At 69.7% G+C, this 25467-nt stretch carries 23 protein-coding genes; 10 read left to right on the plus strand and 13 right to left on the minus strand.

The window, feature by feature from the left end:
- Positions 1-18: 18 nt before the first annotated feature.
- Positions 19-3102: a TonB-dependent receptor plug domain-containing protein gene (locus AC4GYY_RS06060; RefSeq protein ID WP_491119369.1), complete on the minus strand. Its 3084-nt coding sequence runs from the start codon at positions 3100-3102 to the stop codon at positions 19-21.
- 178 nt (positions 3103-3280) lie between these two features.
- Between AC4GYY_RS06060 and AC4GYY_RS06065 the strand changes: the two genes are divergently transcribed.
- Positions 3281-3799 (plus strand): hypothetical protein, encoded by a 519-nt coding sequence (locus AC4GYY_RS06065; RefSeq protein ID WP_491119370.1) that lies wholly within the window; start codon positions 3281-3283, stop codon positions 3797-3799.
- 3 nt (positions 3800-3802) lie between these two features.
- Here AC4GYY_RS06065 and AC4GYY_RS06070 read toward each other — a convergent pair whose 3' ends face one another.
- The 3 genes from AC4GYY_RS06070 to xseA are packed head-to-tail and all read right to left on the minus strand — an operon-like array spanning position 3803 to position 6194.
- Positions 3803-4621: a M23 family metallopeptidase gene (locus AC4GYY_RS06070; protein ID WP_491119371.1), complete on the minus strand. Its 819-nt coding sequence runs from the start codon at positions 4619-4621 to the stop codon at positions 3803-3805.
- Entirely contained in the window at positions 4618-4818 is a 201-nt protein-coding gene (locus tag AC4GYY_RS06075) for a DUF2093 domain-containing protein (protein ID WP_491119372.1), read from the minus strand. The genes AC4GYY_RS06070 and AC4GYY_RS06075 overlap by 4 nt, the downstream gene beginning before the upstream one ends.
- Positions 4819-4829: 11 nt before the next feature.
- Positions 4830-6194, minus strand: a complete 1365-nt coding sequence (gene xseA / locus AC4GYY_RS06080; protein ID WP_491119373.1) for an exodeoxyribonuclease VII large subunit — start codon at positions 6192-6194, stop codon at positions 4830-4832.
- Between xseA and purD the strand changes: the two genes are divergently transcribed.
- Both purD and AC4GYY_RS06090 read left to right on the plus strand, forming a co-directional pair.
- The gene (gene purD, locus AC4GYY_RS06085) at positions 6193-7461 is read left to right on the plus strand and encodes a phosphoribosylamine--glycine ligase (RefSeq protein ID WP_491119374.1); all 1269 of its coding nucleotides are present in this window, start codon (positions 6193-6195) and stop codon (positions 7459-7461) included. The two genes, xseA and purD, sit on opposite strands and share 2 nt — an antisense overlap.
- 3 nt (positions 7462-7464) lie before the next feature.
- Entirely contained in the window at positions 7465-8160 is a 696-nt protein-coding gene (locus AC4GYY_RS06090; RefSeq protein WP_491119375.1) for a helix-hairpin-helix domain-containing protein, read from the plus strand.
- A gap of 38 nt (positions 8161-8198) precedes the next feature.
- Here the strand turns inward: AC4GYY_RS06090 and AC4GYY_RS06095 are convergent, their stop codons facing one another.
- From AC4GYY_RS06095 to AC4GYY_RS06115, 5 genes are all read right to left on the minus strand, one after another.
- Positions 8199-9761: a M10 family metallopeptidase C-terminal domain-containing protein gene (locus AC4GYY_RS06095; protein ID WP_491119376.1), complete on the minus strand. Its 1563-nt coding sequence runs from the start codon at positions 9759-9761 to the stop codon at positions 8199-8201.
- A 151-nt stretch (positions 9762-9912) separates the two neighbouring features.
- Positions 9913-12576 (minus strand): methionine synthase, encoded by a 2664-nt coding sequence (metH, locus tag AC4GYY_RS06100; protein ID WP_491119377.1) that lies wholly within the window; start codon positions 12574-12576, stop codon positions 9913-9915.
- Between the two features lie 144 nt (positions 12577-12720).
- The gene (locus AC4GYY_RS06105; protein ID WP_491119378.1) at positions 12721-13767 is read right to left on the minus strand and encodes a homocysteine S-methyltransferase family protein; all 1047 of its coding nucleotides are present in this window, start codon (positions 13765-13767) and stop codon (positions 12721-12723) included.
- A gap of 138 nt (positions 13768-13905) precedes the next feature.
- Positions 13906-14832 carry a methylenetetrahydrofolate reductase [NAD(P)H] gene (metF, locus tag AC4GYY_RS06110; RefSeq protein WP_491120224.1) on the minus strand — a complete coding sequence of 309 codons (927 nt, stop codon included), beginning with the start codon at positions 14830-14832 and terminating at the stop codon, positions 13906-13908.
- A 5-nt stretch (positions 14833-14837) separates the two neighbouring features.
- On the minus strand, positions 14838-15791 hold the full coding sequence (locus AC4GYY_RS06115; RefSeq protein ID WP_491119379.1) for an ArsR/SmtB family transcription factor: 954 nt from the start codon (positions 15789-15791) through the stop codon (positions 14838-14840).
- Positions 15792-15921: 130 nt separating this feature from the next.
- Here AC4GYY_RS06115 and AC4GYY_RS06120 point away from each other — a divergent pair, with 130 nt between their 5' ends.
- The 4 genes from AC4GYY_RS06120 to AC4GYY_RS06135 are packed head-to-tail and all read left to right on the plus strand — an operon-like array spanning position 15922 to position 18086.
- Positions 15922-16275, plus strand: coding sequence for a hypothetical protein (locus AC4GYY_RS06120; protein WP_491119380.1), 354 nt, complete (start codon positions 15922-15924; stop codon positions 16273-16275).
- Complete coding sequence (locus tag AC4GYY_RS06125) at positions 16275-16448, plus strand: hypothetical protein (RefSeq protein WP_491119381.1); 174 nt, start codon at positions 16275-16277, stop codon at positions 16446-16448. Before AC4GYY_RS06120 ends, AC4GYY_RS06125 begins: the two co-directional genes overlap by 1 nt.
- Positions 16445-17392 carry an aldo/keto reductase gene (locus AC4GYY_RS06130; RefSeq protein ID WP_491119382.1) on the plus strand — a complete coding sequence of 316 codons (948 nt, stop codon included), beginning with the start codon at positions 16445-16447 and terminating at the stop codon, positions 17390-17392. Before AC4GYY_RS06125 ends, AC4GYY_RS06130 begins: the two co-directional genes overlap by 4 nt.
- A 37-nt stretch (positions 17393-17429) precedes the next feature.
- Complete coding sequence (locus AC4GYY_RS06135; RefSeq protein ID WP_491119383.1) at positions 17430-18086, plus strand: L,D-transpeptidase family protein; 657 nt, start codon at positions 17430-17432, stop codon at positions 18084-18086.
- Here the strand turns inward: AC4GYY_RS06135 and AC4GYY_RS06140 are convergent.
- The 3 genes from AC4GYY_RS06140 to AC4GYY_RS06150 are packed head-to-tail and all read right to left on the minus strand — an operon-like array spanning position 18083 to position 21917.
- Entirely contained in the window at positions 18083-20413 is a 2331-nt protein-coding gene (locus tag AC4GYY_RS06140; RefSeq protein ID WP_491119384.1) for a xanthine dehydrogenase family protein molybdopterin-binding subunit, read from the minus strand. The two genes, AC4GYY_RS06135 and AC4GYY_RS06140, sit on opposite strands and share 4 nt — an antisense overlap.
- The gene (locus AC4GYY_RS06145) at positions 20410-21402 is read right to left on the minus strand and encodes an FAD binding domain-containing protein (RefSeq protein ID WP_491119385.1); all 993 of its coding nucleotides are present in this window, start codon (positions 21400-21402) and stop codon (positions 20410-20412) included. The genes AC4GYY_RS06140 and AC4GYY_RS06145 overlap by 4 nt, the downstream gene beginning before the upstream one ends.
- Positions 21402-21917, minus strand: a complete 516-nt coding sequence (locus tag AC4GYY_RS06150; RefSeq protein ID WP_491119386.1) for a 2Fe-2S iron-sulfur cluster-binding protein — start codon at positions 21915-21917, stop codon at positions 21402-21404. The genes AC4GYY_RS06145 and AC4GYY_RS06150 overlap by 1 nt, the downstream gene beginning before the upstream one ends.
- A gap of 178 nt (positions 21918-22095) precedes the next feature.
- Between AC4GYY_RS06150 and AC4GYY_RS06155 the strand changes: the two genes are divergently transcribed.
- From AC4GYY_RS06155 to AC4GYY_RS06165, 3 genes are all read left to right on the plus strand, one after another.
- Positions 22096-23031: a KpsF/GutQ family sugar-phosphate isomerase gene (locus AC4GYY_RS06155; RefSeq protein ID WP_491119387.1), complete on the plus strand. Its 936-nt coding sequence runs from the start codon at positions 22096-22098 to the stop codon at positions 23029-23031.
- A 179-nt stretch (positions 23032-23210) separates the two neighbouring features.
- Positions 23211-23975 carry an NUDIX hydrolase gene (locus AC4GYY_RS06160; RefSeq protein WP_491119388.1) on the plus strand — a complete coding sequence of 255 codons (765 nt, stop codon included), beginning with the start codon at positions 23211-23213 and terminating at the stop codon, positions 23973-23975.
- Positions 23976-23977: 2 nt separating this feature from the next.
- Positions 23978-24709 carry an extensin-like domain-containing protein gene (locus tag AC4GYY_RS06165; RefSeq protein WP_491120225.1) on the plus strand — a complete coding sequence of 244 codons (732 nt, stop codon included), beginning with the start codon at positions 23978-23980 and terminating at the stop codon, positions 24707-24709.
- A 72-nt stretch (positions 24710-24781) separates the two neighbouring features.
- Here AC4GYY_RS06165 and AC4GYY_RS06170 read toward each other — a convergent pair whose 3' ends face one another.
- A complete protein-coding gene (locus tag AC4GYY_RS06170; RefSeq protein ID WP_491119389.1) occupies positions 24782-25216 on the minus strand; it encodes a hypothetical protein in 435 nt (144 codons plus the stop codon).
- Between the last annotated feature and the right edge of the window lie 251 nt (positions 25217-25467).

Genomic DNA, 25467 nt, shown 5'->3' on the forward strand with positions numbered 1-25467 from the left:
CAGATCTTCGAGAAGACCTTAGAAGTTCATCTGGATCGCCGCGTAGAGATAACGACCAAGCGAGTCGTAGACCTGCGCGTAGGTGTTCGAGCCGTTGCTGGTGTAGTTCGCGTCGAGCACCGGCGGGTCGCGATCGAGGATGTTCTGGGCGCCGACCCGGAGCGTGTAGTTGTCGCCGACCCGAGCGACCATCGACAGATCGAAGTAGCTCTGCGCCTTGATCTTGGCGACCTCGCGGTTGACGCAACCGTTGGGGTTGTTCGAGTCGTCCGCCGGGCAAAGGTCCAGACCGTCGATCGACCGCGTGTCGTTCGCGACCTGGCTGAAGAACCGCCACGCGGCGCTGAAGCCGATGCCGTTGTCCATGTTGAAGGTCGCACGCAGCTTGCTCCGCCACTTCGGCAGCGGGGTGCCGCAGTAGGTGAAGCCGAACTTGCCGGCGCAATCGTAGCTGGGATCACCCGGAACCGGGGTGATCTCGAACTTGTCGAGGTAGGTCCCGACGAAGTCGAAGGTAACCGACGAGCCACCCCCCACGTTCAGGCGATACAGCGCCGTCACGTCGATCCCCTGGGTCTTCTCCGAACCCAGGTTCAGCGTCCCGTTGAGCACCTGGCCGGTGCCGGTGAACAGCGATCCGCCCGGCGCGCGCTGGATCAGATTGCAGAGCTTGCCGGCGGTGGTGCACTGGGTGAGGATGTACGGCGCACCATAGGTCGAGATCAGGTCGTCGACCGTGATCCGGAACGCATCCACCGAGATGTTGAAGTTGGTCCGCGGGCTGAAGACGAAGCCGGCGGTATAGGTGTCGCTCTTCTCCGGCCGCAGGTTGATGTTGCCCGCGGTCTGCTGGTTGTACTGGTTCGCCGGGCTGGCGTCGATCGTGCCGTATTCGGCCTCGGTCACCCCCGTCAGAGCGCACTCTGCGAGAGTGGCGCTCGGTGCTGCACCGGCGCAGGGATCGCGGCCGGCGAACAGCACCGTATTGGGAGCGCTGAACAGCTCGATCGTGTTCGGCGCGCGGACCGCGCGGTTGTAGCCGCCGCGGAAGCGAAGCGCCTTGAACGGCGCATATTCAAGCTGCGCCTTGTAGGTGTCGGTGTGGCCCTGGATCGAATAGTCCGAGTAGCGATAACCGCCGACCAACCCCAGCGTTTCGAAGCCCGGACGATCCGTGACCAGCGGCAGCTGAGCCTCGACGAAGCCCTCCTTCACATTGTACTGGCCCGCGACGTTGGGAACGCCGAACGGCGTCCCTTGTCCGGCGAGATCACCCGTCAGGAACTCGACGTCCCGCTGGACGTAGATCTTCTCTTCGCGATACTCGCCGCCGACCAGCACCTGGAGACCGTTGTCGGACCACGGGGTCTGGAAGCCGTGCTTGCCGAGATCGACGGACAGCGTGCCGCTGACGACGTTCTCGGTGCTGCGACCCTGCTGGAAGCCGGGAGTCTGAAGGTAGTTGAGAGCCGCCTGGGTCACGCCCTGGTTGACGTTGTCCTGCACGGTCGTGGTGCCCGTGAAGATGTTCCACGGAACGCAGGCCGCGTCCAGCACCTGACCCTGTGCATTGGGCAGGGACGAGGCGCACACCGGGGTGCCGTTCGGTCCGGTGACGACGTTGAGGGCGCGATTGATGCGGACGCGCGAAAAGTCGTTCCGATACTCCTCGGTGAGCAGCGCCTTGTAGGTCTGGCCATAGACATCGTAGGTGACGCCGTCGGCGATCTCGCCGCGGCTGCCGAGCACGATGCGATAGTCGGTGTGACGCAGGTCATCGACACGCCCGCCACCCTCGACGTTGCGGCGCCCGATATAGAGCGACTGCGTCGCGGCCGTCCCGGCGTTGTCGCCGCAGATCTGGCCCTGCTGCCCCGCCGTCAGGAACGGATTGTTGCAGTTGACGAAGAAGTCGGTGCCGTAGAACGCACCCGAGGCCGCGATCTGCGCCTGGGTGTGATCGTCCATGAACATGACTTCGAGGTACGGGTGGAAGGCCTTCGAAACCTCGTAATTGGCGAAGGCGCCGAAGGTCCAGCGCGTGTCGGGACGCTGGAAGTAGTTGGTCGGATTGAAGTTGTAGCCGTCACGCGCCGAGCTGTAGGCGCCGAAGCCGCCCGGGGTCAGCGGGGTCGCCGCCGGGTTGCCGGTGAAGCTGGTGCCGGTCGGCGAGAACACCGGGGTCGAGCCCAGGCCGACGTTCTGGGTGCGGCGGAATCGGCCGAACGCCGACGTCGAGGAGCCGCCGCAGGTGTAATAGGGCGTGCCGCCCGACGTCTCGGCCGAATAGCCGCAGTAGCTGAAGTCGCGGTCGCCCTGGGTGACGGCATTGACCTCGCGCCAGCCGGCATAGGCGGTCACGTGACCGCGGCCGTCGTCGGTGCCCGCACCCATCGTGACGTTGATGGTGTGGATCTGGCCGTCGGCGGTCACGCCGCGCGGCGGCAGATAGTTGCGCGCCTGGAGCGAAGCGTCGTAGTTCTTGCTGTGGAAGCCGTTGTCATGGTTGTAGAGCGACGTCTGCGCGTCGATCTGCAGGCCCTCGAAATCATCGTTGAGGATGAAGTTGACGACACCCGCCAACGCGTCCGAGCCATAGGTCGCCGAGGCGCCGCCGGTCAGCACGTCGACGCGCTTGATCAGCGCGCCGGGGATGAAGTTGAGGTCGGACGCAATGTCGGTCGGATCGCCCGGGCCGAGGCGGCGCCCGTTGATCAGGACCAGGGTCCGCGACGGGCCGAGATCACGAAGATCGACGGTCGCGATGCCCGACGCGCCGTTCGCGTCCGACGAACCTTCGTTCGCGAACACCTGCGGCAGCGAGTTGAGGAGGTCCTCGACCCGAGTGTTGCCCTGGTTGCGGACTTCGGCGGCCGACACGACCGTGACCGGGCTGACCGACGTCAGGACCGGATTGGTGATGCGCGAGCCGGTGACGACGACGTCCTGGGTGGACTGCGCCTGCTGGTCAGCCAGGTCGGGCGAAGCGTTCGCCACGTCGGTGGTGCCAGCCGTCTGCGCGGTCGCCATGGCAGGCGCCAGAAGACCGATCGCGAGAGGTGCCGCGCTGAGAAGCAGCAGGCTCCGAGACTTGATCGCCACGATGATGAGTCCTTTCCCCTTAAAGTCCAGAAGGCGCGGCCCGTTCGCGGGTTCACGTGTCCTTCAGAGAGGACACCGATTGCAACGTGCCGGAAGAGAAGTAAACGACCGATATCGGTTTATGGACAGATGCCGTCACTCTGTAGCAGAAGTGCAACAGCCACCCGGGGGAGCACGCATGTCGACCATCAAGGCCCTGATTTCGACCATTTCGCTCGCCCTTTTGACTACGTCTGTAAGCGTCACGGCTGCGCCCGACGAGCGAGGCGCCGCATTCGCGCCGCTCGCGAAATGCAGCACGATCGCCGCCGACGCCGAGCGCCTCGCCTGCTTCGATCGCGAGGTCGCCACCTTCGATCAGGCGATCAAGGCGAAGAAGGTTGCGGTCGTCAGTCGCGGGGAGGTGACGGCGGCCAAGCGCTCCCTCTTCGGCATCGCGCTCCCCGACATCAAGCTCTTCGGCGGGCAGGAGGACGAGATCAAGGAGGTCGTCTCCAGCGTCACGGCGGTGCAATATGACGCCGGCGGACGGCTGATCTTCGCGGTCGCGGACAACGGGACCTGGGTTCAGACGGACGACTTCACCCTGAGCTCGATCAAGCCGGGACGAAAGGTGACGCTCAAGCGCGCCATGCTCGGCAGCTTCTTCGCCGCCTTCGACAAGGGGCCGTCGATTCGCGCCAAGCGGCTGCGCTGACGCTCATCGCATCGCGCCCGCGAGCAGCGCCGGGTCGATGCGGCGGCCGCGCCACACCATGCCCCAATGCATGTGCGGCCCGGTCGCACGCCCGGTCGCGCCGACCAGCCCGATCGCCTCGCCCTGGCGCACGCGCTGGCCGGCCGCGACCAGGATGCGGGAGAAGTGGAGGAACGCGCTCGTCAGCCCCATGCCGTGATCGAGGATGACCAGATTTCCTTCGAGGGTGAACGGATGATCGGCGGCGAGCACCACCACGCCGTCGGCGGGCGCGCGCACCGGGGTCCCCGCGCCGACCGCGACGTCGGTCCCCGAATGATAGGCGCCCGGCACGCCCTGATAGACGCGCTGCGATCCGAACTGCCCCGATCGCCGGCCGATCACCGGCCAGACGAAGCGCTGCCGCCAGCCGTCCGTATCGCTCTCGACCGCGCGCGCGGCGGCGATCTGCGCCAGCTCGGCGGGGCGCAACCGCGCGATCTCCTCGCTCGTCCTGCCGGCGTTGATCGGCGCGTCGATCGGCTCGATCCGCCAGTCGCCGCGCGCGACCGCGATCGGCAGGACGATCTGCCGCCCGTCGGCCAGCGTCGCGACGAGCTGCGCCGCCGGACTCGCGTCACGGTCGAAGGCGATGAGGAACCGCCGGTCGGGCGCGACCGGGACCGGCGTCGCGTCGAGCGTCAGCGCGCGTGTCCCGACCGGCGCGGTCCCCAATACCGCGCCGCCCTGCCGCGCCGCGCCGTCGAGCGCGATCGTGTCGACCGGCGCGGCCGCGGTCCCCAGCGCGACGATCGCCGCGAACGCGGCGAGGCGCGGGCTCATCGCGGCGCGAGCGCCTCCATCGCGATCGCCGCGCTCGCGAACGGCATCTGCCGGACCACGTCCCAGTAGCGCAGCTCCTCGATCGGGATCCGCGCGCCGGTCGCGCCGCAGACAACATGGTCGCCGGTCGACAGCACGCGAAAACCGTTCGGGCCGTAGTGGAGCCGCGCCGGGCGGTTGGAATTGGACATCAGCATCGGCGCGATTCCTAAAGCAGGGTCGGCTGTTCGGGCCGAGGAGGATAACCCTTCGTCCCCGCCTTCTCAACCTTGGCGTCCACCGCCCCGTCCCGGAACCGCAAGGTCAGCGCTCCTGCCCCACGCGCGGCCGCCGCGCTGGTCAGCGTCCGGCCGTCGCGCGCCGTCACGCGGACATAGCCGCGCGCCAGCGGCGCGTCGGGGTTCACCGCCTCCAGCACCCGCCCGAGATCGTCGAGCCGCGCGCGCGCGGCCGACAGCTGGCGCGCGAGCATCGCCGGGCGGAGCACGCCGGCATGGACGTCGAGCGACCGCCGCGCCGCCGCCACCCGCCGCTCCAGCGCGCGGTCGGCGCGCGCCCCCGCCTCGTCGACCCGCTGGCGCTGCGGCCCGAGCAGCCGGTCGCGGGTCGGCAGCAGCCGCGCGCACGCCGTCAGCCGCTCGCGCCCACGCTCGACGTAGCGCCGGGCGCAACGCTCGGTCCGCTGGGCATGGCCCGCGACCGTCAGCCGCAGCTCGGCGAGCACCGGCACCGCGATCTCCGCCGCCGCGGTCGGGGTCGGCGCGCGGCGGTCGGCGGCGTGATCGCACAGCGTCGTGTCGGTCTCGTGCCCGACCGCAGAGATCGTCGGGATCGGCGAGGCGGCGACCGCGCGCACCACCACCTCCTCGTTGAACGCCCACAGATCCTCGATCGAGCCGCCGCCGCGCGCGACGATGATGAGGTCGGGGCGCGGCACCGCGCCGCCCGGCTCGATCGCGCCGAAGCCGCGCACCGCCGCCGCGACCTCCTCCGCCGCGCCGTCGCCCTGCACCTTGACCGGCCAGACTAGCACGTGGCTGGGGCAGCGGTCCTCCAGCCGGTGAAGGATGTCGCGGATCACCGCCCCCGTCGGCGAGGTCACCACGCCGATGACGCGCGGCAGATAGGGCAGCGCGCGGTGCTGGTCGAACAGCCCCTCCGCCGCCAGCGCCTGGCGCCGTTTCTCGAGCAGCGCCATCAGCGCGCCAGCACCCGCGAGCTCCATCCGCTCGATCACGATCTGGTACTTCGACCGTCCAGGATAGGTCGTCAGCCGCCCCGTCGCGATCACCTCCGCGCCGTCCTCGGGGCGGAAGGCGAGCAGGTTCGCCTGCCCCTTCCAAACCACGCCGTCGATTACCGCCGCATCGTCCTTCAGGCACAGATAGGCATGGCCCGAGGCGACGCGCTTGTACCCCGAGATCTCGCCGCGGACGCGGACATAGCCGAACTCGCCCTCCACCACGCGCTTGAGCTTGCCGGACAGCTCGCTGACCGAGACCGCGGGCGCGTTGTCGCCGGGGGAAGCCTCGGCTACCAGCCGGCCCTGCTCAGGAAAAAGGGGATCGGGCATGAACGTCCTGCTGGTGGGTTCGGGAGGACGTGAGCACGCGCTCGCCTGGAAGCTCGCGCAGTCCAGCCGGTTAGATACGCTCTACGCCGCGCCGGGCAACCCCGGCGTCGCTCGCCACGCGACGCTCGTCGCGCTCGACGTGGCGGATCACCGCGCGGTGATCGACTTCGTCCGCCGGCACCGGATCGGCCTGGTCGTGATCGGTCCCGAGGCGCCGCTGGTCGACGGCCTCGCCGACAACGTCCGCGCGATCGGCGTCCCGGTGTTCGGGCCGGGCCGCGAGGCCGCGAAGCTGGAGGGGTCGAAGGGTTTCACCAAGGACCTGTGCGCCCGCGTCGGTATCCCCACCGCGCGCTATTTCAAGGTGACGTCGCGCGACGGTGCGCTCGCCTGCCTCGACGATTTCGGGGAGCGGTGCGTGATCAAGGCCGACGGCCTCGCCGCCGGCAAGGGTGTCACCGTCGCGATGTCCCGCGCCGAGGCCGAGGCGGCGATCGCCGACCTGTTCGAAGGCGGCCGCGCCGAAGCGGTGATCGAGGAGTTCCTGGACGGCGAGGAGGCCAGCCTGTTCGTCCTCTGCGACGGGAGAAGCACCGCGAGCTTCGGCAGCGCGCAGGACCACAAGCGCGTCGGCGACGGCGATACCGGCCCCAACACCGGCGGCATGGGCGCGTACAGCCCGGCGAGCGTGCTCACCCCCGAGCTTGAGGAGCAGGCGCTGGGCGAGATCGTCCGCCCGACGATCGACGCGCTCGCCGCGGCGGGCACCCCCTATGTCGGGGTGCTCTACGCCGGGCTCATGCTGACCGCCGACGGCCCCAAGCTGATCGAATACAACGTCCGCTTCGGCGATCCCGAATGCCAGGTGCTGATGGCGCGGTTCGCGGGTGACCTGGTCGAGACGCTGCTCGCGGTCGCGCAGGGCCGCCTCGCCGACCTTCCCGAACCGAAGTTCTCGGACGAGGTCGCGCTGACCGTCGTGATGGCCGCCAACGGCTATCCCGGCACGCCCGAGGCCGGCGGCGCGATCGGCGGCGTCGAGGCGGCGGAGGACGGCGGGGCGATCGTCTTCCAGGCCGGGACGAAGGCGGCCGACGGCGGCATCGTCGCCGCCGGCGGCCGCGTGCTGGCGGTGACCGCGACCGGTGCGGACATCGTCGCCGCGCGCGACGCGGCCTATGCCGCGGTCGACCGGATCGACTTCCCGACCGGCTTCTGCCGCCGCGACATCGGCTGGCGCGAGATCGCGCGGACGGGTAGGCTCTGACGCATGAGCGCCACTTCGCCCACCTATCGCCCGACCTCGGACCTGGGCTGGCTGACGACCTCCAGCCTCGTGATGATCCTGATCTTCGCCGCGATCACGCTGGGAGCGATCATCTACGGGATGCGCCTGGCGGCCAGACGGCGCGCGGCGCGCTCAATCGAGGAGACGAGGATCGAGGCCGAGACGTCGACCGCACCCGCGCCGGCGCCGACCGATCGACTCGCCCGGTCGCGGGTCGAGGAGCCCGCCGCACCGCCGCCGCCGATGGTCACGGTCCCACCGGTCGCTCCCGCGCCGCCGCCGCTCGACGGCTGGGCCGCGCCGGGAACCCCGGCCGCCGATCCGCTGCCCGAGTCTCCGGACGTCGCCGACGAGCCGGTCGCCGCCTCCGCCCCGTTCGAGGCCGCGCCCGCGGTCGAGGCGGAGTCCGCACCCGCCGCGCCCCCCTCGCCCGACGCCGGCCGACGCCCGCTGACCACGCTGAAGGGGCTCGGCCCGAAAGTCGCGGCGCGGCTGGAGGACCTGGGGGTCGCGACGGTCGGCGATCTGGCCGCGCTCGACGAGGCGCAGGCGGAGGCGATCGACGCGCGCCTCGGGCCGTTCACCGGCCGCATGGCGCGCGACCGCTGGCTGGAACAGGCCCGGCTGCTCGCCGCCGGCGACGACCGCGCGTTCGAGGCGGCGTTCGGCAAGCTCTGAGGCGAACCGCCGCGCCCGACCGGCGCGGCGGCATCGGTTCAGATCACGACGTGTCCGCTCAGCACGTCGGCGCCCTTCAGCTCCATCGTCGGCCCCATGCCGATGTGGAGGTCGCCAGCGTCGAACGTGCCGTCGTCGTTGACGTCGAACCACAAGGCGTGGGTGTCGGTCCGGTACACCGCGTCGAGCACGCCGTTGCCCGCCGTCGCGGCGAGGCCGATGGCGTCGGCCTGGTTGCCCAGGAAGTTGATCGTCACGCCGTGCAGCGAGGGCAGGTCCGCGCCCAGCCCGGTCACGTCGATCGTGTCCTTGCCCGAGGTGAAGTCGAGGATCACGTCGAATACGTCGCCGTTGCTGTCCGCCGCGGCGTGATAGACGAACACATCCCTGCCGCCGCCGCCGTTGATCGTGTCGCCGCCGAGTCCACCGTCGATCACGTCGCTGCCGCGCCCGGTCACCAGCCGGTCGTCACCCGCGCCGGAGACGACGTGAAGCGCGGCGCGCGCGTCGCCTGCACGCAGGTCGAAGCCCTTGCCCTCGCCCAGCCCGCTCGCGTCGACCGTCTGGAAGGCGGAGGCGATATCGTCCGCTTTGGTGGCAAGGACGAGGTACGCGCCCGAGTCGCCGCCGAGGTCCTCGACCACGACATGTTCGAAGCCGCTGACGTTGCTCAGGTCGCCGCCGTGCGGGGGCGAGCCTTCGAAGATGAAGCCGTTCGAGACCTTGATCGTGTCCTCGGCCCCGCTGCCGCCGATGTAGGTCGGGGCCGACGCCGTCGAATCGTACCCCGCCTCGATCGTCACCGTCGCGCTCGACGCGGAGGCGTCGAAGGTCAGCGCGTTCGGGCCCGCGCCCATGTGGTGGATCAGCAGGTCGTTGGTGAACGCCGCGCCGACGGTAATGACCTGCTGCTGGAAGGCGTCGACGTAGAGCTCGCGCACGCCGGACCGCTGCGCGTTCGCGCCCAGCTCCAGCAGGCCGTTGCCCGACGCACCCAGGATCTCGATCGAGCTCATCCCCGCCATGTCGGCGTCGCTCAGTCCCTGCCCGTAATAGGTCAGCTGGTCGACACCCTTGCCGCCGTCGAGCACGTCGCCGGAGGTGAAGTCGCCATCGGTGCTGTCGATGTAATCGGCGCCGCTGCCGGTCTTCACCACGTCGTCGCCCGCGCCGATGCTGACGTAATCGTCGCCGCCGCCCATCAGCAGCGTATCGCCGCCGATCCCCGACTGGAAGCGGTCGCCGCCGTCGCCGCCCAGGAACTTGACGGTATAGGTCGTGACGTGGGTGGTGCCGACGTACGCGAACTCCTCGTACAGCCCGCCCTCGCCGTTGCGCTGGCCACCCAGCGCGGTCGCGTCTACCGTCATCTGCTTGGTATGCCCGGCGAATTCCTGGTCATTCAGGTCGAAGAAGAAAATGTTGTCGACCGGCGTCGCATTGTCGCGCCCGCTTAGGAACACCAGCCGGTCGGCCTTGCCGAAGGTCTGATAGTCGAAATAGGTCGTGCTCTCGTCGAAGCGCAGCGTCTTCCCGGCCTTCGCCGCGCTCAGGCCCTCGTCCGCCGCGCTTGCGTGCCGATGCCTTGTCTGAACAGCCATAAATGATTCCCCGAACGACGGAATGTCGTTGCGGATGCGACTACCTGGCGCGCACGATTCCGCAAGCGTCCGTTGACATCGGTGTCAAAAAGATGCGCTGTGGTGCGACGAGGCGACAGCACGTTGCGGCCAACCGATGGTAGCGCTCTCATCAATCGAGGTTCGGCCGCAGCCAGCGCCGCGCGAGGTCGGGCTCCACCCCCCGCCGCTGCGCGTAATCGGCCAGCTGGTCCTCGCCGATTCGCGCCACCCCGAAATATTCCGCCTGCGGATGCCCGAAGTAGAAGCCGCTCACCGCCGCCGTCGGCAGCATCGCGAAACTCTCGGTCAGATGCGCGCCCGTCGCGTGCTCGGCATCGAGCATCTCGAACAACGTCGTCTTCAGGCTGTGCTCCGGGCATGCGGGATAACCGGGCGCCGGGCGGATGCCGCGGTACTGCTCGCGGATCAGCGCCTCGTTGGTCAGCTGCTCGTCGGGCGCATAACCCCACAGCGTCGTCCGCACATGCTGGTGCAGCCGCTCGGCGAACGCCTCCGCCAGCCGGTCCGCAAGCGCTTTCAGCAGGATGTCGCTGTAATCGTCGATCCCCGCCTTGAACCGCGCCAGATGCGGTTCGATCCCGTGGATCGAGACCTGGAAGCCGCCGATCCAGTCGCCCTTCTCGTCGATGAAGTCGGCCAGGCACATGTTCGCCCGCCCCTCGCGCTTCGCGATCTGCTGGCGCAGGAACGGCAGCCGGACGATGTCGGTCCCCTCGACCAGCCCCAGCATGTCGAACCCGCGGAGCTCGTCCGCGTTGAAGTCGCCCTTCAGATCGACGACGACGTCGTCCTCCCAGCGCGCGCACGGCCACAGCCCCGCCACCCCGCGCGCGGTCAGCCATTTCTCCGATACGATCCGGTCGAGCATCGCCTGCGCGTCGGCGAACAGCGAGGTCGCGCTCTCGCCGACGACCGTGTCGGTCAGGATCGCGGGGTAATTGCCCGCCAGTTCCCAGGCGCGGAAGAACGGCGTCCAGTCGATCAGCTCACGCAGATCGGCGAGGTCCCAGTTGCGGAACACATGGACGCCGGGCTGCGCGGGCGCGGGCGGCTTCATCGCCATGTCGGCGACGAACGGATTGGCGCGCGCCCTGGCGAGCGGCAGCAGCTCGTTCTGCCCCTTCCCCTCGCGCGCGGCGCGGACCGCGGCGTAATCGGCATCGGTCTTCGCCACGAAGTCGTCGCGGATCGTGTCCGACACCAAGGTCGTCGCCACGCCCACCGCGCGGCTCGCGTCGAGCACATGCACCACCGGCCCCTTGTACGCGGGCGCGATCCGCAGCGCGGTATGGACCTTGGAGGTCGTCGCGCCGCCGATCAGCAGCGGCATCGTCATCCCTGCGCGCTGCATCTCCTCGCCGACCGTCACCATCTCGTCGAGCGAGGGCGTGATCAGCCCCGACAGCCCGATCATGTCGGCGTCGTTCTCGTTCGCGGCGGCGATGATCTTCGACCAGGGCACCATCACGCCCAGATCGACTACCTCGAAGCCGTTACACTGGAGCACGACCCCGACGATGTTCTTGCCGATATCGTGGACGTCGCCCTTGACGGTCGCCATGATGATCTTGCCCTTGCCCTTGGCGCCGGGCTCCTTGGCGGCCTCGATGAAGGGCAGCAGGTGCGCCACCGCCTTCTTCATCACGCGCGCGGACTTGACCACTTGCGGCAGGAACATCTTGCCCGATCCGAACAGGTCGCCGACGACGTTCATCCCGTCCATCAGCGGGCCTTCGATCACCTCGATCGGCCGCGCGAACTGGACGCGGCACTCCTCGGTATCCTCGACGACATGCGCGTCGATGCCCTTGACCAGCGCGTACTCCAACCGCTTGCGCACGTCGAACGAGCGCCACTCGGCCGCCGCCTTCTCGGCGACGGCATCGGTGCCACGGAACCTCTCCGCCAGCGCGACCAGCCGGTCGCCCGCTTGCGGGTCGCGGTTGAGGATCACGTCCTCGCAGGCGGTGCGCAGCTCGGGGTCGATCTGGTCGTAGATGTCGAGCTGGCCGGCGTTGACGATCGCCATGTCGAGCCCGGCGGGGATCGCATGGTACAGGAACACCGAGTGCATCGCGCGGCGCACCGGCTCGTTGCCGCGGAAGCTGAACGAGAGGTTCGACAGCCCGCCCGAGAAATGGACGTGCGGGCACGACGCGCGGATCCGCTTCACCGCCTCGATGAAGTCGACCGCGTAATTGTTATGCTCCTCGATCCCGGTCGCGACCGCGAAGACGTTCGCGTCGAAGATGATGTCCTCGGGCGGGAAGCCGATCCCAGTCAGCAGCGTGTAGGCCCGCTCGCAGATCGCGACCTTGCGGTCCTCGGTGTCCGCCTGACCGACCTCGTCGAACGCCATGACGACGACCGCCGCGCCGTACGCCATGCATTTGCGCGCCTCGGCGAGGAACTTCTCCTCGCCCTCCTTCATGCTGATCGAATTGACGATCGGCTTGCCGCTGACGCACTTCAGCCCCGCCTCGATCACCTCCCATTTCGAGCTGTCGATCATCACCGGCACACGCGCGATGTCAGGCTCGGCGGCGATCAGCTTGAGGAAGGTCGTCATGGCGTGGACCGCGTCGAGCAGCCCCTCGTCCATGTTGACGTCGATTACCTGCGCGCCGTTCTCCACCTGCGCGCGCGCGACCTCGACGGCCTTGGCGTAATCGCCCGCCATGACGAGCTTCTTGAACGCCGCCGAGCCGGTGACGTTGGTCCGCTCGCCGATGTTGACGAAAGAGGTGGAGGCGGGGGAGGTGGTCGTAGTCATTTTCGATCCTATGCCTCCCCTGTAAGGGGAGGTGGCGCGCAGCGCCGGAGGGGTGTCACCAGTTGAAAGGGAGTACTCCGCTACCAGCGGGGACACCCCTCCGTCAGCCTTCGGCTGCCACCTCCCCTTACAGGGGAGGCATAACTAAGCCGCCATCGTGAACGGCTCCAGCCCCGCGAGCCGCGTCCTGACCGCCGGCGTCGGCACCTTCCGCGGCGCCAACCCCCGAACCGCCTCCGCGATCGCCGCGATATGCGCCGGCGTCGACCCGCAGCACCCGCCGAGCACGTTGACCTGCCCCGCCTGTGCCCACTCGCCCACCAGCCCCGCCGTCGTCGCCGGCGCCTCGTCGTAAGCCCCCAGCTCGTTGGGCAGCCCGGCGTTGGGATAGACCATGATCAGCGCATCACAGATGTCGCTCAAGGTCTTCACATGCGGTCGCAGCTGCTCCGCCCCGAACGAACAGTTCAGCCCGATCGTCAGCGGCCGCGCATGCCGCACCGCATGCCAGAACGCCTCCACCGTATGCCCCGACAGGTTCCGCCCCGACAGGTCGGTCAGCGTCATCGACAGCATGATCGGCAGATCGCGCCCCAGTGCCTCCCCCGCCTCGATCGCCGCCATGATCCCGGCCTTCGCGTTCAAGGTATCGAACACTGTCTCGATCAGCACGAAATCCGCCCCGCCCTCGACCAAAGCGTCGATCTGCTCGCGGTACACGTCCTTCAGCGTGTCGAAGTCGATCTCGCGGTAGCCCGGATCGTTGACGTCGGGGCTGAGCGACAGCGTCTTGTTGGTCGGCCCGATCGCGCCCGCGACGAAGCGCGGGCGGCCGTCCTTCGCCTCGAACTCGTCGGCGACGCGGCGCGCCATCCTCGCGCTCTCGACGTTGATCGCGCGCACCAGATGCTCGGCGCCGTAATCCGCCTGGCTGATCCGGTTGGCCGAGAAGGTGTTGGTCTCGGCGATGTCCGCCCCGGCCGCGAAATAGGCGCGGTGGATGCTCTCCGGGACGTGCGGCGCGGTCAGCGCGAGGATGTCGTTGTTGCCCTTCTGATCGTGAGAGAGGCCGAGGTCGCCGGCATAAGCGTCCTCGGCGAGTTTCCAGTTCTGGATCTCGGTCCCGAACGCCCCGTCGGTGATCAGGATGCGCTCGGCAGCGGCGGCGAGGAAGGCTTCTCTCTTGGTCATCTTGAACTCCAATCCTCCCCGTTCACGGCGAGGTGGCGCGCGCAGCGCGACGGAGGGGGCTCTCCACAAGCGGTTCGCTGGTGGAGAGCCCCCTCCACCAGCCTTCGGCTGGTCCCCCTCCCCGTGAACGGGGAGGATTCAAGAAGCGGCGCGCACCCCCAACAGGTGACAGATCGCGAAGCTCAGCTCGGCGCGGTTGAGCGTGTAGAAGTGGAACTCCTTCACCCCGCCCGCATACAGCTTGCGGCACAGTTCGGCGGCCAGCGTCGCCGACACCAGCTGCCGCGCCTCGGGCAGCGCGTCGAGCCCCTCGAACAGCCGCCCCATCCACGCCGGCACCGCCGTCCCGCACATCGCGCTCATCCGCTGGACCGCGGCGAAGTTGCTGACCGGCATGATCCCCGGCACGATCTCCGCGTCGATCCCCGCCGCCGCCACCGCATCGCGGAAGCGGAAGAAGGTGTCGGCCTCGAAGAAGAATTGCGTGATCGCCCGCGTCGCCCCGGCGTCGATCTTGCGCTTGAGATTGTCGAGATCGGCGGCGACATCGCCCGAATCGGGATGGCATTCGGGATAGGCCGAGACCGACACCTCGAACGGATGCCGCCGGAGCAGCCCCTCGACCAGCGCGGCGGCGTTCTCGTACCCGCCCGGATGCGGGGCGTAGGGAGCACCCGCCAGCGGCATGTCTCCCCGCAACGCGACGACGTGGCGCACGCCCGCCTCCCAATAAGCGTCGGCGACCGCGTCGATCTCGTCCCGGCTCGCCTCGACGCAGGTCAGGTGCGCCGCCGCCGGGATGCCGGTCTCGCGCGCGATCCGCGCCACCGTCGCGTGGGTCCGCTCGCGCGTCGATCCGCCCGCGCCGTAGGTGACCGAGACGAAGCGCGGCCCGAGCGGTGCCAGCGTCGCGACCGAGGCCCACAGCGTCTGTTCCATCTTCTCGGTCTTGGGCGGGAAGAACTCGAAGCTCACCGCCACGTCGCCGCCGACATCGGCGTAGATCGGCGCCTCCCGCGCCAGCGCGGGCTCGTCCACCGTCCGCGCGGCGTCCAGCGAAGCCATCGTCGTCATGCCGCCTTCACCTCGCGCGCCATCGCTTTTCGTCCCAGCCACAATTTCACCGTCAGTTCCCCGCCCTCCAGCGTCTCGATCCGCGCCGGCATCAGCCCCGCCGCCTCGAACCAGTCGGCGACCTGCACGTCGGAGAAGCCGAGCCGCGTATGCCCTTCGCGCGCGCGCAGATCCTCGCGGTCGTGCGGCGCGAAGTCGGCGATCAGCAGCCGCCCGCCCGCGCCCAGCGCCCGCGCCGCCTCGACGATCGCTGCGCCGGGCTGCTGCGCGAAATGGAGCACGTGGTGAAGGATTGCCAGATCCGCCTCGCCGTCGCCCAGCGGCAGCGCATAGAGGTCCGCCTGCCGCAGCTCGGCGTTGGCCAGACCGGCCTCGGACAGCTTCGCCCGCGCCAGCCGCAGCATCTCCGAACTGCGGTCGATCCCGAGCGCGACCCGCGCCTGCCCGCCGAACAGCTCCAGCATCCGACCGGTCCCGGTGCCGATGTCGAGCAGCCGCGCGACCGGCTCGCCGCCGACAACGGCGCGCATCGCCGCCTCGACCTGGTCCTCGGCGACATGGAGCGACCGGATCGCGTCCCATTCGCCCGCATGGCTTTCGAACCACTGCGCCGCCGAAGCCGCGCGATCTGCACGCACCGCCGCCAGCCGCGCCGCATCCGCGATCGCCCAGCGATCGGGCTCGCCCGCGCTCCAGGCGTCGAGCGCGGCGGCGAGCGGCGTCACCACCCGCTCGTCGCCCAGCGCCAGGAACACCCAGCTCCCTTCCTTGCGCCGCTCGGCCAGCCCGGCGTCGCACAGGATCTTGACGTGGCGGCTCACACGCGGCTGGCTCTGCCCCAGCACCTGCGCCAGTTCGCCGACCGACAGCTCCATCGAGCGCAGCAGCGCCAGGATGCGCAGCCGGGTCGGATCGGCGAGGGCACGAAAGATGTCGAGCGGAGCGGTCACGGGTAAAGACATAAAGATATCTTTATATGAGGTCAATCGCGCAGCGCGGGTTCGCCGCGGTCCGACATTCCCGCGGGGACCCGAACCGCGCTCCCCGCGTTCTTGCGCCCGACGTAACAGGGAGTCACCGATGATGAAGACCACGCTCGCCCTCGCCGCCGCCGCGGCCCTCGCGCTTTCGGCCTGCAGCCAGAACGCCCGGAACGAGACCGCCGAGGCGGGCAATGCCGTCGCTGCCGACACCGCCGCGACGACCGCGAACGCCGCAGGCGACGTGAGCGCCGCCACCGATCAGGCGTTCGGCTCGGCCGAGCAGTCGTTGGACAATACGGGCGACCGCGCCGGCGCCGCCGCCGATCGTGCGGGCGACAGCGTCGCCAACGGGGCCGACAAGGCCGGTCGCGCGATCTCGAACACCGCCGACAAGGCCGCGGACGCGACCGGACGCGCGCTCAAGAACGCCGGGAACGCGCTCGAGGATTGATGATCGGGCGGAGGTTCATCGCCGTGGCCGTGCTGCTGCTCGCCGCATGCGCGCAGCAGCCGGCCGATCCCGGCACCGTCACCGCCGACGAGGATCGACAGCTGAACGAGGCTGCGGCATCGCTCCAGGCGAACCTAACCACCCCCGACGATCCTGAGGACAACGCGCAATGACCCTCCGCCGCCTCGGCGCCTCCGACCTCAAGATCGCGCCGCTGGTGCTGGGCGGCAACGTGTTCGGCTGGACCGCCGATCGCACCGCGAGCTTCGCGGTACTCGACGCCTTCGTCGAGGGCGGCGGCACGATGATCGACACCGCCGACGTCTATTCGGCCTGGGTCCCCGGCCACCAGGGCGGCGAGTCGGAGACGATGATCGGCGAGTGGCTCCGCGCGAGCGGCAAGCGCGACCGCGTTCAGATCGCGACCAAGGTCGGGATGCTGCCCGGCGACGGCGGCGCGAAGCTCGCCCCCGCACGGATCGCCGCTGCCTGCGACGCCTCGCTCACGCGGCTCGGCACCGACCGCATCGACCTCTATTTCGCGCACCAGGACGACGATGCGGTCCCGCAGGAGGCGGTCGCCGAAGCGTTCGCTCGGCTCGTCGAGGCGGGCAAGGTCCGCGTCCTCGGCGCGTCCAACTTCCACGCCGCGCGCCTGCGCTCGGCCGTTGAGGCCGCGCGCGCCGCCGGGCTGCCGCACTATCAGGTGCTCCAGCCCGAATATAATCTGGTCAGCCGCGCCAAGTTCGAAGGCGAGCTCCAGGATTATTGCATCGAGTACAATATCGGCGTCGTCCCTTATTACGGCCTGGCCTCCGGCTTCCTCACCGGCAAGTACCGGAGCGCCGACGATCTCGGGAAGAGCGTCCGCGGCGGCCGGATGCAGGCCCTGCTCGACGGCAAGGGTCCTGCTGTCCTCGCGGCGATGGACGCCGTCGCGGCCGAGACCGGGGCCACCCTCGCCCAAGTCGCGCTCGCCTGGCTCATGGCGCAGCCGGGCGTCTGTGCGCCGATCGCGTCGGCGACCAGCGTCGAACAGCTGCGCGAATTGCTGCCCGCGATCACGCTCACCCTTTCGCCGGAGCAGCAGGCGCGGCTGACCGAGGCGGGCGCGTGAGCACGCCTCGTTAACCATCGCGGCCTAGACCGCCGCCATGCAGATCGCGCGCACGATCCGGGGGTGGACGCTGGCGACGCTCGTCGCGATGCTCGCGACGGTGGCCACCTCGGCCTATGTCCACCGCCCGAGCGGCCCGCGTATCCTCGCGTCGCAGGACATCCCGCCTCGCGTGCGCGGCAAGCCCGCCCCGGTCGCGACACTCGCCGCCGTGCCGCCCGCCTCCCCTTATGTCATCCGCAGCGTCCTGCCGATCGACGGTCCGCTCAAGATCGGCGAATCGCATTGGGACGACAGCGCCGCGCCGAGGACCGGCACGCTGGTCATCACCGTCGATCTCGCCGCCCAGGTCCTATCGGTCTTCCGCGACGGACATGAGATCGGCGCGTCCGCCATCCTCTATGGCGCCGACGCGAAGCCGACCCCGCTCGGCGTCTACCCGATCACCCAGAAGGACGCCGATCACCGGAGCAACATCTACGGCGGCGCGCCGATGCCGTACATGCTGCGGCTGACGAACGACGGCATCTCGATCCACGGCAGCAACGTGCAGGACGGCTACATGACCCACGGCTGCATCGGCGTCCCGAACGACTTCGCGAAGAGGCTGTTCGCGGTGACGAAGCTCGGCGACCGCGTGATCGTCACCCGCGGCGAGCGACTGGGCGTCGGCAAGCCGGTCGGGGCCGCCTAGAGCACCTTGTCCAGCGTGATCGGCAGGTCGCGCACCCGCTTGCCGCAAGCGTTATAGACCGCGTTCGCCACCGCCGCGCCGACGCCGGTGATGCCGATCTCGCCGACGCCGCGCGCGCCCATCGGCGAGTGCGGATCGGGGATGTCGGTCCACATTACCGCGATCTCGGGCACGTCCATGTGCACCGGCACGTGATATTCGGCGAGGCTGGGGTTCATGATCCGGCCCTTGCGCTCGTCGAACTGAGTCTCCTCCATCAGCGCCAGGCCCAGCCCCATGATGATCCCGCCCTTGAACTGGCTGCCCGCGGTCTTGGGATTGAGGATGCGTCCGCAGTCGAACGAGCCGAGCACGCGCCGCACCCGGATCTCGCCGGTGACGCTGTTGACGCCGACCTCGACGAAGATCGCCGAATGGCTGTGCATCGACCAATGTTCGGTCTCGAGCGGCTGCGATCCTTCGGCGGTCACGGTCAGCTCGTCGCGCTGCGCTCGCGCCAGGATCGAGGCGTAGCTCTCGTATCGCCCCGAATCCTCCAGGCTGGCGAGCCCGCCCGAATACCCGCCGACCTCGTCCGCCGACAGCCCGGCGAGCGGCGAATCGTTGCCGGCAAGCTTGAGCAGTTCGCCGACCAGCTTCGTCTGCGCCGCGATCACCGCCGCACCGATCGACGCGGTCTGCTGCGATCCGCCCGCCAGCACCACGCCCGGCAACTGGCTGTCGCCGTAGAGGAACGTGACCGCGTCCATCGGCAGGCCGAGCCGGTCGGCGCAGACCTGCGTCTGCGCGGTCGCGGTGCCCATCCCCATGTCGTGCGCGGCGACGCCGACCTCGGCCGTCCCGTCGCGCTTGAGCGTGATCCGCGCCGCGCCGCCGGGCATCCGGTAATAAGGATAGGTGCCGGTCGCGACCCCCATCCCGATCAGCCACTCGCCCTCACGCCGCGCGCCCGGAGCCTGCCGCCGCGACCAGCCGAACGCCTCGGCTCCGTCGCGAAACGCCTGCTCGACCGCGCGCTGCGAGAAGGGCGATCCCTTGATCGGGTCCTCGTCGGGCTCGTTCTTCAGCCGCAACTCGATCGGGTCGACGCCGACCGCCTCGGCCAGCTCGTCGACCGCGCATTCGAGCGCGAAGGTGCCCACCGCTTCGCCCGGCGCGCGCATGAACGTGTTCGCCAGCATGTCCTGATAGCCGACCCGGACCTGGAGCCGGAAGGCCTCCGAGCCGTAGACGCTCATCGTCGGCAGGACGAACGGCTCGGGCATCTGGTTGTGATGGCTCATCACCACCGTGCCGGTGTGGATCAGCGCGGTGAGGCGGCCGTCGCCGGTCGCCCCGAGCGCGACGCGCTGCTCGGTCTGCGTGCGCCCGCCGACGACGCGGTACACGCCCTCGCGCGACAGCATCAGCCGCACCGGCTTGCCCGCGAACTTCGCGGCGGCGGCGGCGAGCACCTGATGGTCCCACAGGCATTTGCCGCCGAAACCGCCGCCGACAAATGGTGAGGTGACGTGAACCTGATCCTCCGCCAGCCCGAACACCTGCCCCAGGCTCCACGCGGTGTGCGCGACCAGCTGCGAGGCGTCGTGGACGCGCAGGTGATCGCCGTCCCACGCCACCGTGCAGGCGTGCAGCTCGATCGCATTGTGGCTGTGCCGCGGCGTCGTGTACGTATGGTCGACCTTGAACGCCGCGTCGGCCAGCGCCGCTTCGGCGTCGCCGATCGACAGGTCGAGCGGCTGACCCATGAACTCGGCGACGTCCGTGCCCTTGGCCTTCGCCGCTGCGAAACCGACGACCGACGCATCCTCCTCATAGGTCACGCGGATCAGCGACTTCGCATGGTCCGCCTGCTCCTGGCTATCGGCGAGGACCACCGCGATCGGCTGGCCGTTCCAATAGACTTCGGGGTCCTGCATGATCGGCAGGTCGACCCCGCCCGCGGCCTTGGGCTGCGACATGAACAACGGAATCTTGTTCATCCGCGGCGCGTTGCGGTGCGTCATCACCCCCGCGACGCCCGGCAGCGCCTCGGCCGCGCTCGTGTCGATCGCGGTGATCCGTCCGCGCGCGATCGTCGAGAACTGGACCGCGGCGTAGAGCATCCCTTCCAGCGGGAACTCGGCTGCGTAGCGCGCGCCGCCCGCGACCTTGAGCGGACCGTCGATTCGCGAAACGGGCTTGCCGACGTTGCCGTGCTGCTCGCGGATCAAGGGATCGGGGACGCCGCCGGGAATCCAGCTGTCGGGGGCGAGCTGGATCGCCTTCGACATCACGGTCTGCGCGACGCCCTTCACCGCCTGTTCGGCGCTCTTGAGCGGGTTCATGCGGCCTCTCCGGCAAGCTCGCCCAGCACGGCGACGATCGTCCGCTTGGCAAGGGGAATCTTGAAGGCGTTGTCCTTGAGCGCGCGCGCGGCGGCGAGCTCCAGCTCGGCCGAGGCGACGAACACGTCCTCGGTCGCGGGCTGGCCGATCAGCGCCGCCTCTGCGGTCCGCGCGCGCCACGGCTTGTGCGCGACCCCGCCCAGCCCGAGCCGCGCCTCGGCGATGACGCCGTTTTCGACGCGCAGCGCCGCCGCCACCGAGACGAGCGCGAAGGCGTAGCTCGCCCGGTCGCGCACCTTGCGGTAGGTCGAGCGCAGGTTGGCCCTCGCCGCGGGTAGCTCCACGCCGGTGATCAGCTCGTGCGGGCGCAGCACCGTCTCGACCTGCGGCTGGTCGTCGGGCAGCCGGTGGAAGTCCTCGAGCCGCACGATCCGCGTGCCGTCCGGCCCGTGGATGTGGACCAGGGCGTCGAGCGCCACCAGCGCCACCGCGAAGTCCGACGGATGTGTCGCCACGCACGCCGGCGACGCGCCCAGGATCGCGTGGATGCGGTTGAACCCGTCGATCGCGTCGCAGCCCTGGCCGGGGACCCGCTTGTTGCAGCGCGATCCGTCGTCGTCGTAGAAATAGGCACAGCGCGTCCGCTGGAGCAGGTTGCCGCCCACCGTCGCCATGTTCCGGATCTGCGCGCTCGCCCCCGCCAGGATCGCGCGCGCGACCAGCGGGTAGCGCTCGCGGACCGCGCGGCTTTCCGCCACCGCGGTGTTCTTCGCGCCCGCGCCCAGCAGCACGCTGCCGTCGACCTGCTCGACGATCTCGGTGGACAGCCCGGTCACGTCGACCAGCGCGCGCGGGCGCTCGATCGTCTCGCGCATCAGATCGACCAGGTTGGTCCCGCCGCCGAGGAACTTGGCGGTGTCGCCACCCGCCTGCGCGCGGGCGATCGCATCCGCCGCCCCCTCGGCGCGCGCATAGTCGAAGGCGAGCATCAGGCGGGCTCCCTCTCGTCGACGTCGACGAACGTCTCGCGGATCGCGTCGATGATGCCGTTGTACGCGCCGCAGCGGCACAGATTGCCGCTCATCCGCTCGCGCAATTCGTCATGGTCGAGCGTCACGTCCGCGCCCAGATCCGCGCTGACGTGGCTCGGCACGCCGCGCTTCGCCTCCGCCGCCATGCCGACCGCCGAGCAGATCTGCCCCGGCGTGCAATATCCGCACTGGAAGCCGTCATGCTCGACGAACGCGCGCTGGATGTCCGCCAGCGCACCCGGCGACCCGACGCCTTCGATCGTGGTGACGTCGCGTCCCTGATACTGGACCGCGAGCGCGAGGCAGGCATTGATCCGCTCGCCGTCGACCAGCACCGTACAAGCGCCGCACGCGCCCTGATTGCACCCCTTCTTGGCGCCGAACAGATGCAGGTGCTCGCGCAACAGGTCGAGCAGCGACGTCCGCACGTCGACCTCGAGCTGGTGGGACGCACCGTTGACGGTGAACTGCACTGCTTGGCCCCCCGCTGTATTGTAGCGACAGTCCACAACAAACCGCCCGGGTGCCGGTTCCTCGCTCCGCCGCCTCTTGCGAGATCGCGGCGGATCGGCGCATCAGGCGTCGATGCTCGCTCCGCCCGACGCCGCCTCCAGCCGAAAACCCCTCCGACAAGCCCGCCGTGCCGTCGCGATGGCGGCGACCGCGCTGGAGCAATTGGGCGAGCAGATCCTGGAACCCGCCTTCGCCGCCGATTTCGAGCGGCTGGTCGACATGGTGCTCGGCTGCCGCGGCCGCGTCGTCCTCTCGGGCGTCGGCAAGAGCGGGATCGTGGCGCGCAAGATCGCGGCCACCTTCATCGCGACCGGCACCCAGGCGGTGTACCTCCACCCCGGCGACGCGGGGCTGGGCGACATCTGCATGGTCGAGCCCGAGGACATGCTCCTCGTCGTCACGCGCTCGGGCGACGCGGCCGAGCTGGCGCCGATCCTCTCCTATGCGCGCCGCCTCGCGATCCCGCTGGTGATGATCACCTCTTCGACGAAGACCACCGCCACCCGTTTCGCCGCGCTGACGCTGACGATGCCGCGCGTCCGCGAAGTCGCCCCGGTCCGGCTCTCGCCGACCACCTCGACCACGGTCCAGCTCGTCTTCGGCGATGCGATCGCGACCGCGGTGATGGCGCGCCGGGGCTTCAGCCAGGAGGACTTCTACAAGTTCCACCCCAGCGGCCGGCTCGGCGCGAAGCTCTTGAAGGTCGCCGACGTGATGACCGCGGGCGCCGGCATCCCGCGCGTCCTGCCCGATGCGACCCTCGCCGATGCGACCGTCGAGATGACGCGCGGGCGCTTCGGCGGCACCGCAGTGATCGACTTCACCGGCAGGCTGATCGGCGCGTTCACCGACGGCGACCTGCGCCGCACCTTCGCCGCCGGCGCGCACATGGGCTCGCCGGTCGGCGAATGGATGACGCGCGAGACCTGCGCGATCGGCCCGCGCGAGTTCGCGTCGGAGGCGCTGCGCCGGATGCAGGCCGAAAGCGTCCTCCTCGTCTTCGCCGTCGATGCGGACGGCAAGCTCGTCGGCATCGTCCACATGCACGATCTGCTCAAGGCCGGCACCGCCTGAACCCCACCCGTTCGTCGCGCACGCTCCCAACCTCCGTTCGTCCCGAGCGAAGTCGAGGGACATGGCGCACCCCGACGTGTCTCGACCTCGCTCGACACGAGCGGGCGGAGTGCCCTCCACACCCGCCCTCCAAATCAACGGCTTCCCCGTCCCGCGCGACTCCGGCACAGTCGCGGGCGATGGACGACGATCTCCCCCCTGCGATTCCCGCCGCGACGCTGGTGATCTTCCGCGAGCGCGCCGGCGGCCCGCCCGAACTGCTGATGGTCGAGCGCGCCAAGGCGATGGTGTTCGCGGGCGGCGCGATGGTCTTCCCCGGCGGGCGGATCGACCCCGGCGACCATGCGCTCGCCGAGCTGATGGAAAGCGACGACGCCGACGATCTCGCCGCGCGGATCGCCGCGGTGCGCGAGACGATCGAGGAGGCCGGGCTGGCGATCGGGCTCGATCCGCTGCTCAACGCCGACGCGCTCGTGCGGCTGCGCGCGGCGCTTCACGCCGGCCAGCCGCTCGGCAAGGCGCTGCACGAGGCGGGAACCGCGCTCGCGCCGGGCGAGCTGATCCCCTTCGCGCGCTGGCGGCCGGCACACCGCAACATGCGGATCTTCGACACCCGCTTCTACCTCGCCCGCCTGCCCAAGGGCGCGCCGCAGGCGACCGTCGACGCGACCGAGAACACCCGCCTCGTCTGGGCGACCGCGCGGAGCGTCCTCGACGACGCCGACGCCGGCAAGCTCCAGATCATCTACCCCACCCGCCGCAATCTCGAACGGCTGGCGCAATTCGAGAGCTTCGACGAGGCCGCCGCCCACGCCGCCGCCACCCCGATCCGCGTCGTCACGCCGTGGCAGGAGACCCGCGACGGCGCCGAGCACCTCTGCATCCCCGACGACGCGGGCTATCCCGTCACCTCCGAACCGCTCGAGGCCGCCGCGCGCGGGTGAGCCTGCGCGCGGTCCGCCGCGGGATCACCGCCGCGCTGTCGCTGATCGCCGCCGCGACGGCCGTGCTGCTGATCGTCGCGACACTGCGCGCCCGCCCGCAGGACCTGCCCTGGACCCCGCTTGATCTCGGCGAGCCGATCGGCCTGTTCACCGGCCGCAAGCTCGCCGCGCTCGGCGACGATTTCCCCGCCTGCCGCGCATTGCTGAACCGATCCGGTATTCATTTTACCGTCCTCCCGCCCCGCCGCGGCGAGGGTAAATGCGGCTATGACGATGCGGTGCGCTTCACCCCCGGCGGCGCGCGCCGAATCGGTTTCGCACCGGCGAGCCTCGGCGTCGCCTGCCCCGTCGCGGCGGCGCTGGCGATGTGGGAATGGAACGTCGTCCAACCCGCCGCCGAGCGCCGCTTCGGCCAGCCGGTCGCGCGCATCGAGCATTTCGGCAGCTACTCCTGCCGCCGCATGTACGGCCGCGACGCCGGCGCGTGGAGCGAGCATTCGACCGCCGACGCGGTCGACATCGCCGCCTTCGTCCTCGCCGACGGTCGCCGCATCACGATCGTCCGCGACTGGCGCGGGAGCGAGGCGGACGCAGCCTTCCTCCACGACGTCCGCGACGGCGCGTGCCGCCTGTTCGCGACCGTCCTCTCCCCCGACTACAACGCCGCCCACCGCGACCACCTCCACCTCGACCAGGCCGCGCGCGGGGCGACGGGGTGGCGAGCATGCCGGTGAGGGGGAAGCACGGACCTCCATCACCGAGGTGAATGGCCGAGTTTGGGGGAAAGCGGACGTTCCCGCGAGCGGTCAGCGCCACTCACCGCCAACGGCGAACGTAAGCGCAATAGCGATCATGCCCAAGGAAAGGATCGCAGACCAGCCGACAACCCAAGTAGCGCAAGCCCGCCGCACTGTGCCCTTGGAACTGCCCCTACGCGCGCGAACAGCGCCGACAAGCAAAGCCGCCCACAATACTCCCAAAACGGCGATGATGTAGTCGCCTTCTCCCACCACGGCCATGATCGGAAGCGAGATCAGCGCCGGTAGAGCCAACCACGGTCCGGCAAGATACATGCCCGCCAAGCCCGCTTCCGTCGCTTGTCGCTCACGCCGGTCAGCTTCCAGCCAATCGTTAGGACCGATCTGCGGCACCAACCTTCTGTAACGGGCGCGCTCGAACGTCTGCAAGTGGGCGTTTGCGGTCAGTCCGCTTTTCGCGGCCGACCCCGCGATAAGGCTCACGCGCCGCTGTCCTACACGCCCACGCACTGCTACTCCCGTTTCTGCTCTTTTCCTCTCTCGATCCCAACGCGCCCCGCCCCGTGCGGACGACGACACGGAAGCTTCCCGCACCTTCGCCGAAGGGTCCCGCAAGAGGGCTTTTCGCGGAACTTTCGCTGTCCGCGGCGCCGTCCGGACTGCCTGGTGGACATCGCCTCGCGTCACCCTCCACCCGCCCGCTCTGCGCGACGATCGCGATGTTGACCCGCCCC

It is taken from the genome of Sphingomonas sp. SP6 (assembly GCF_058313435.1).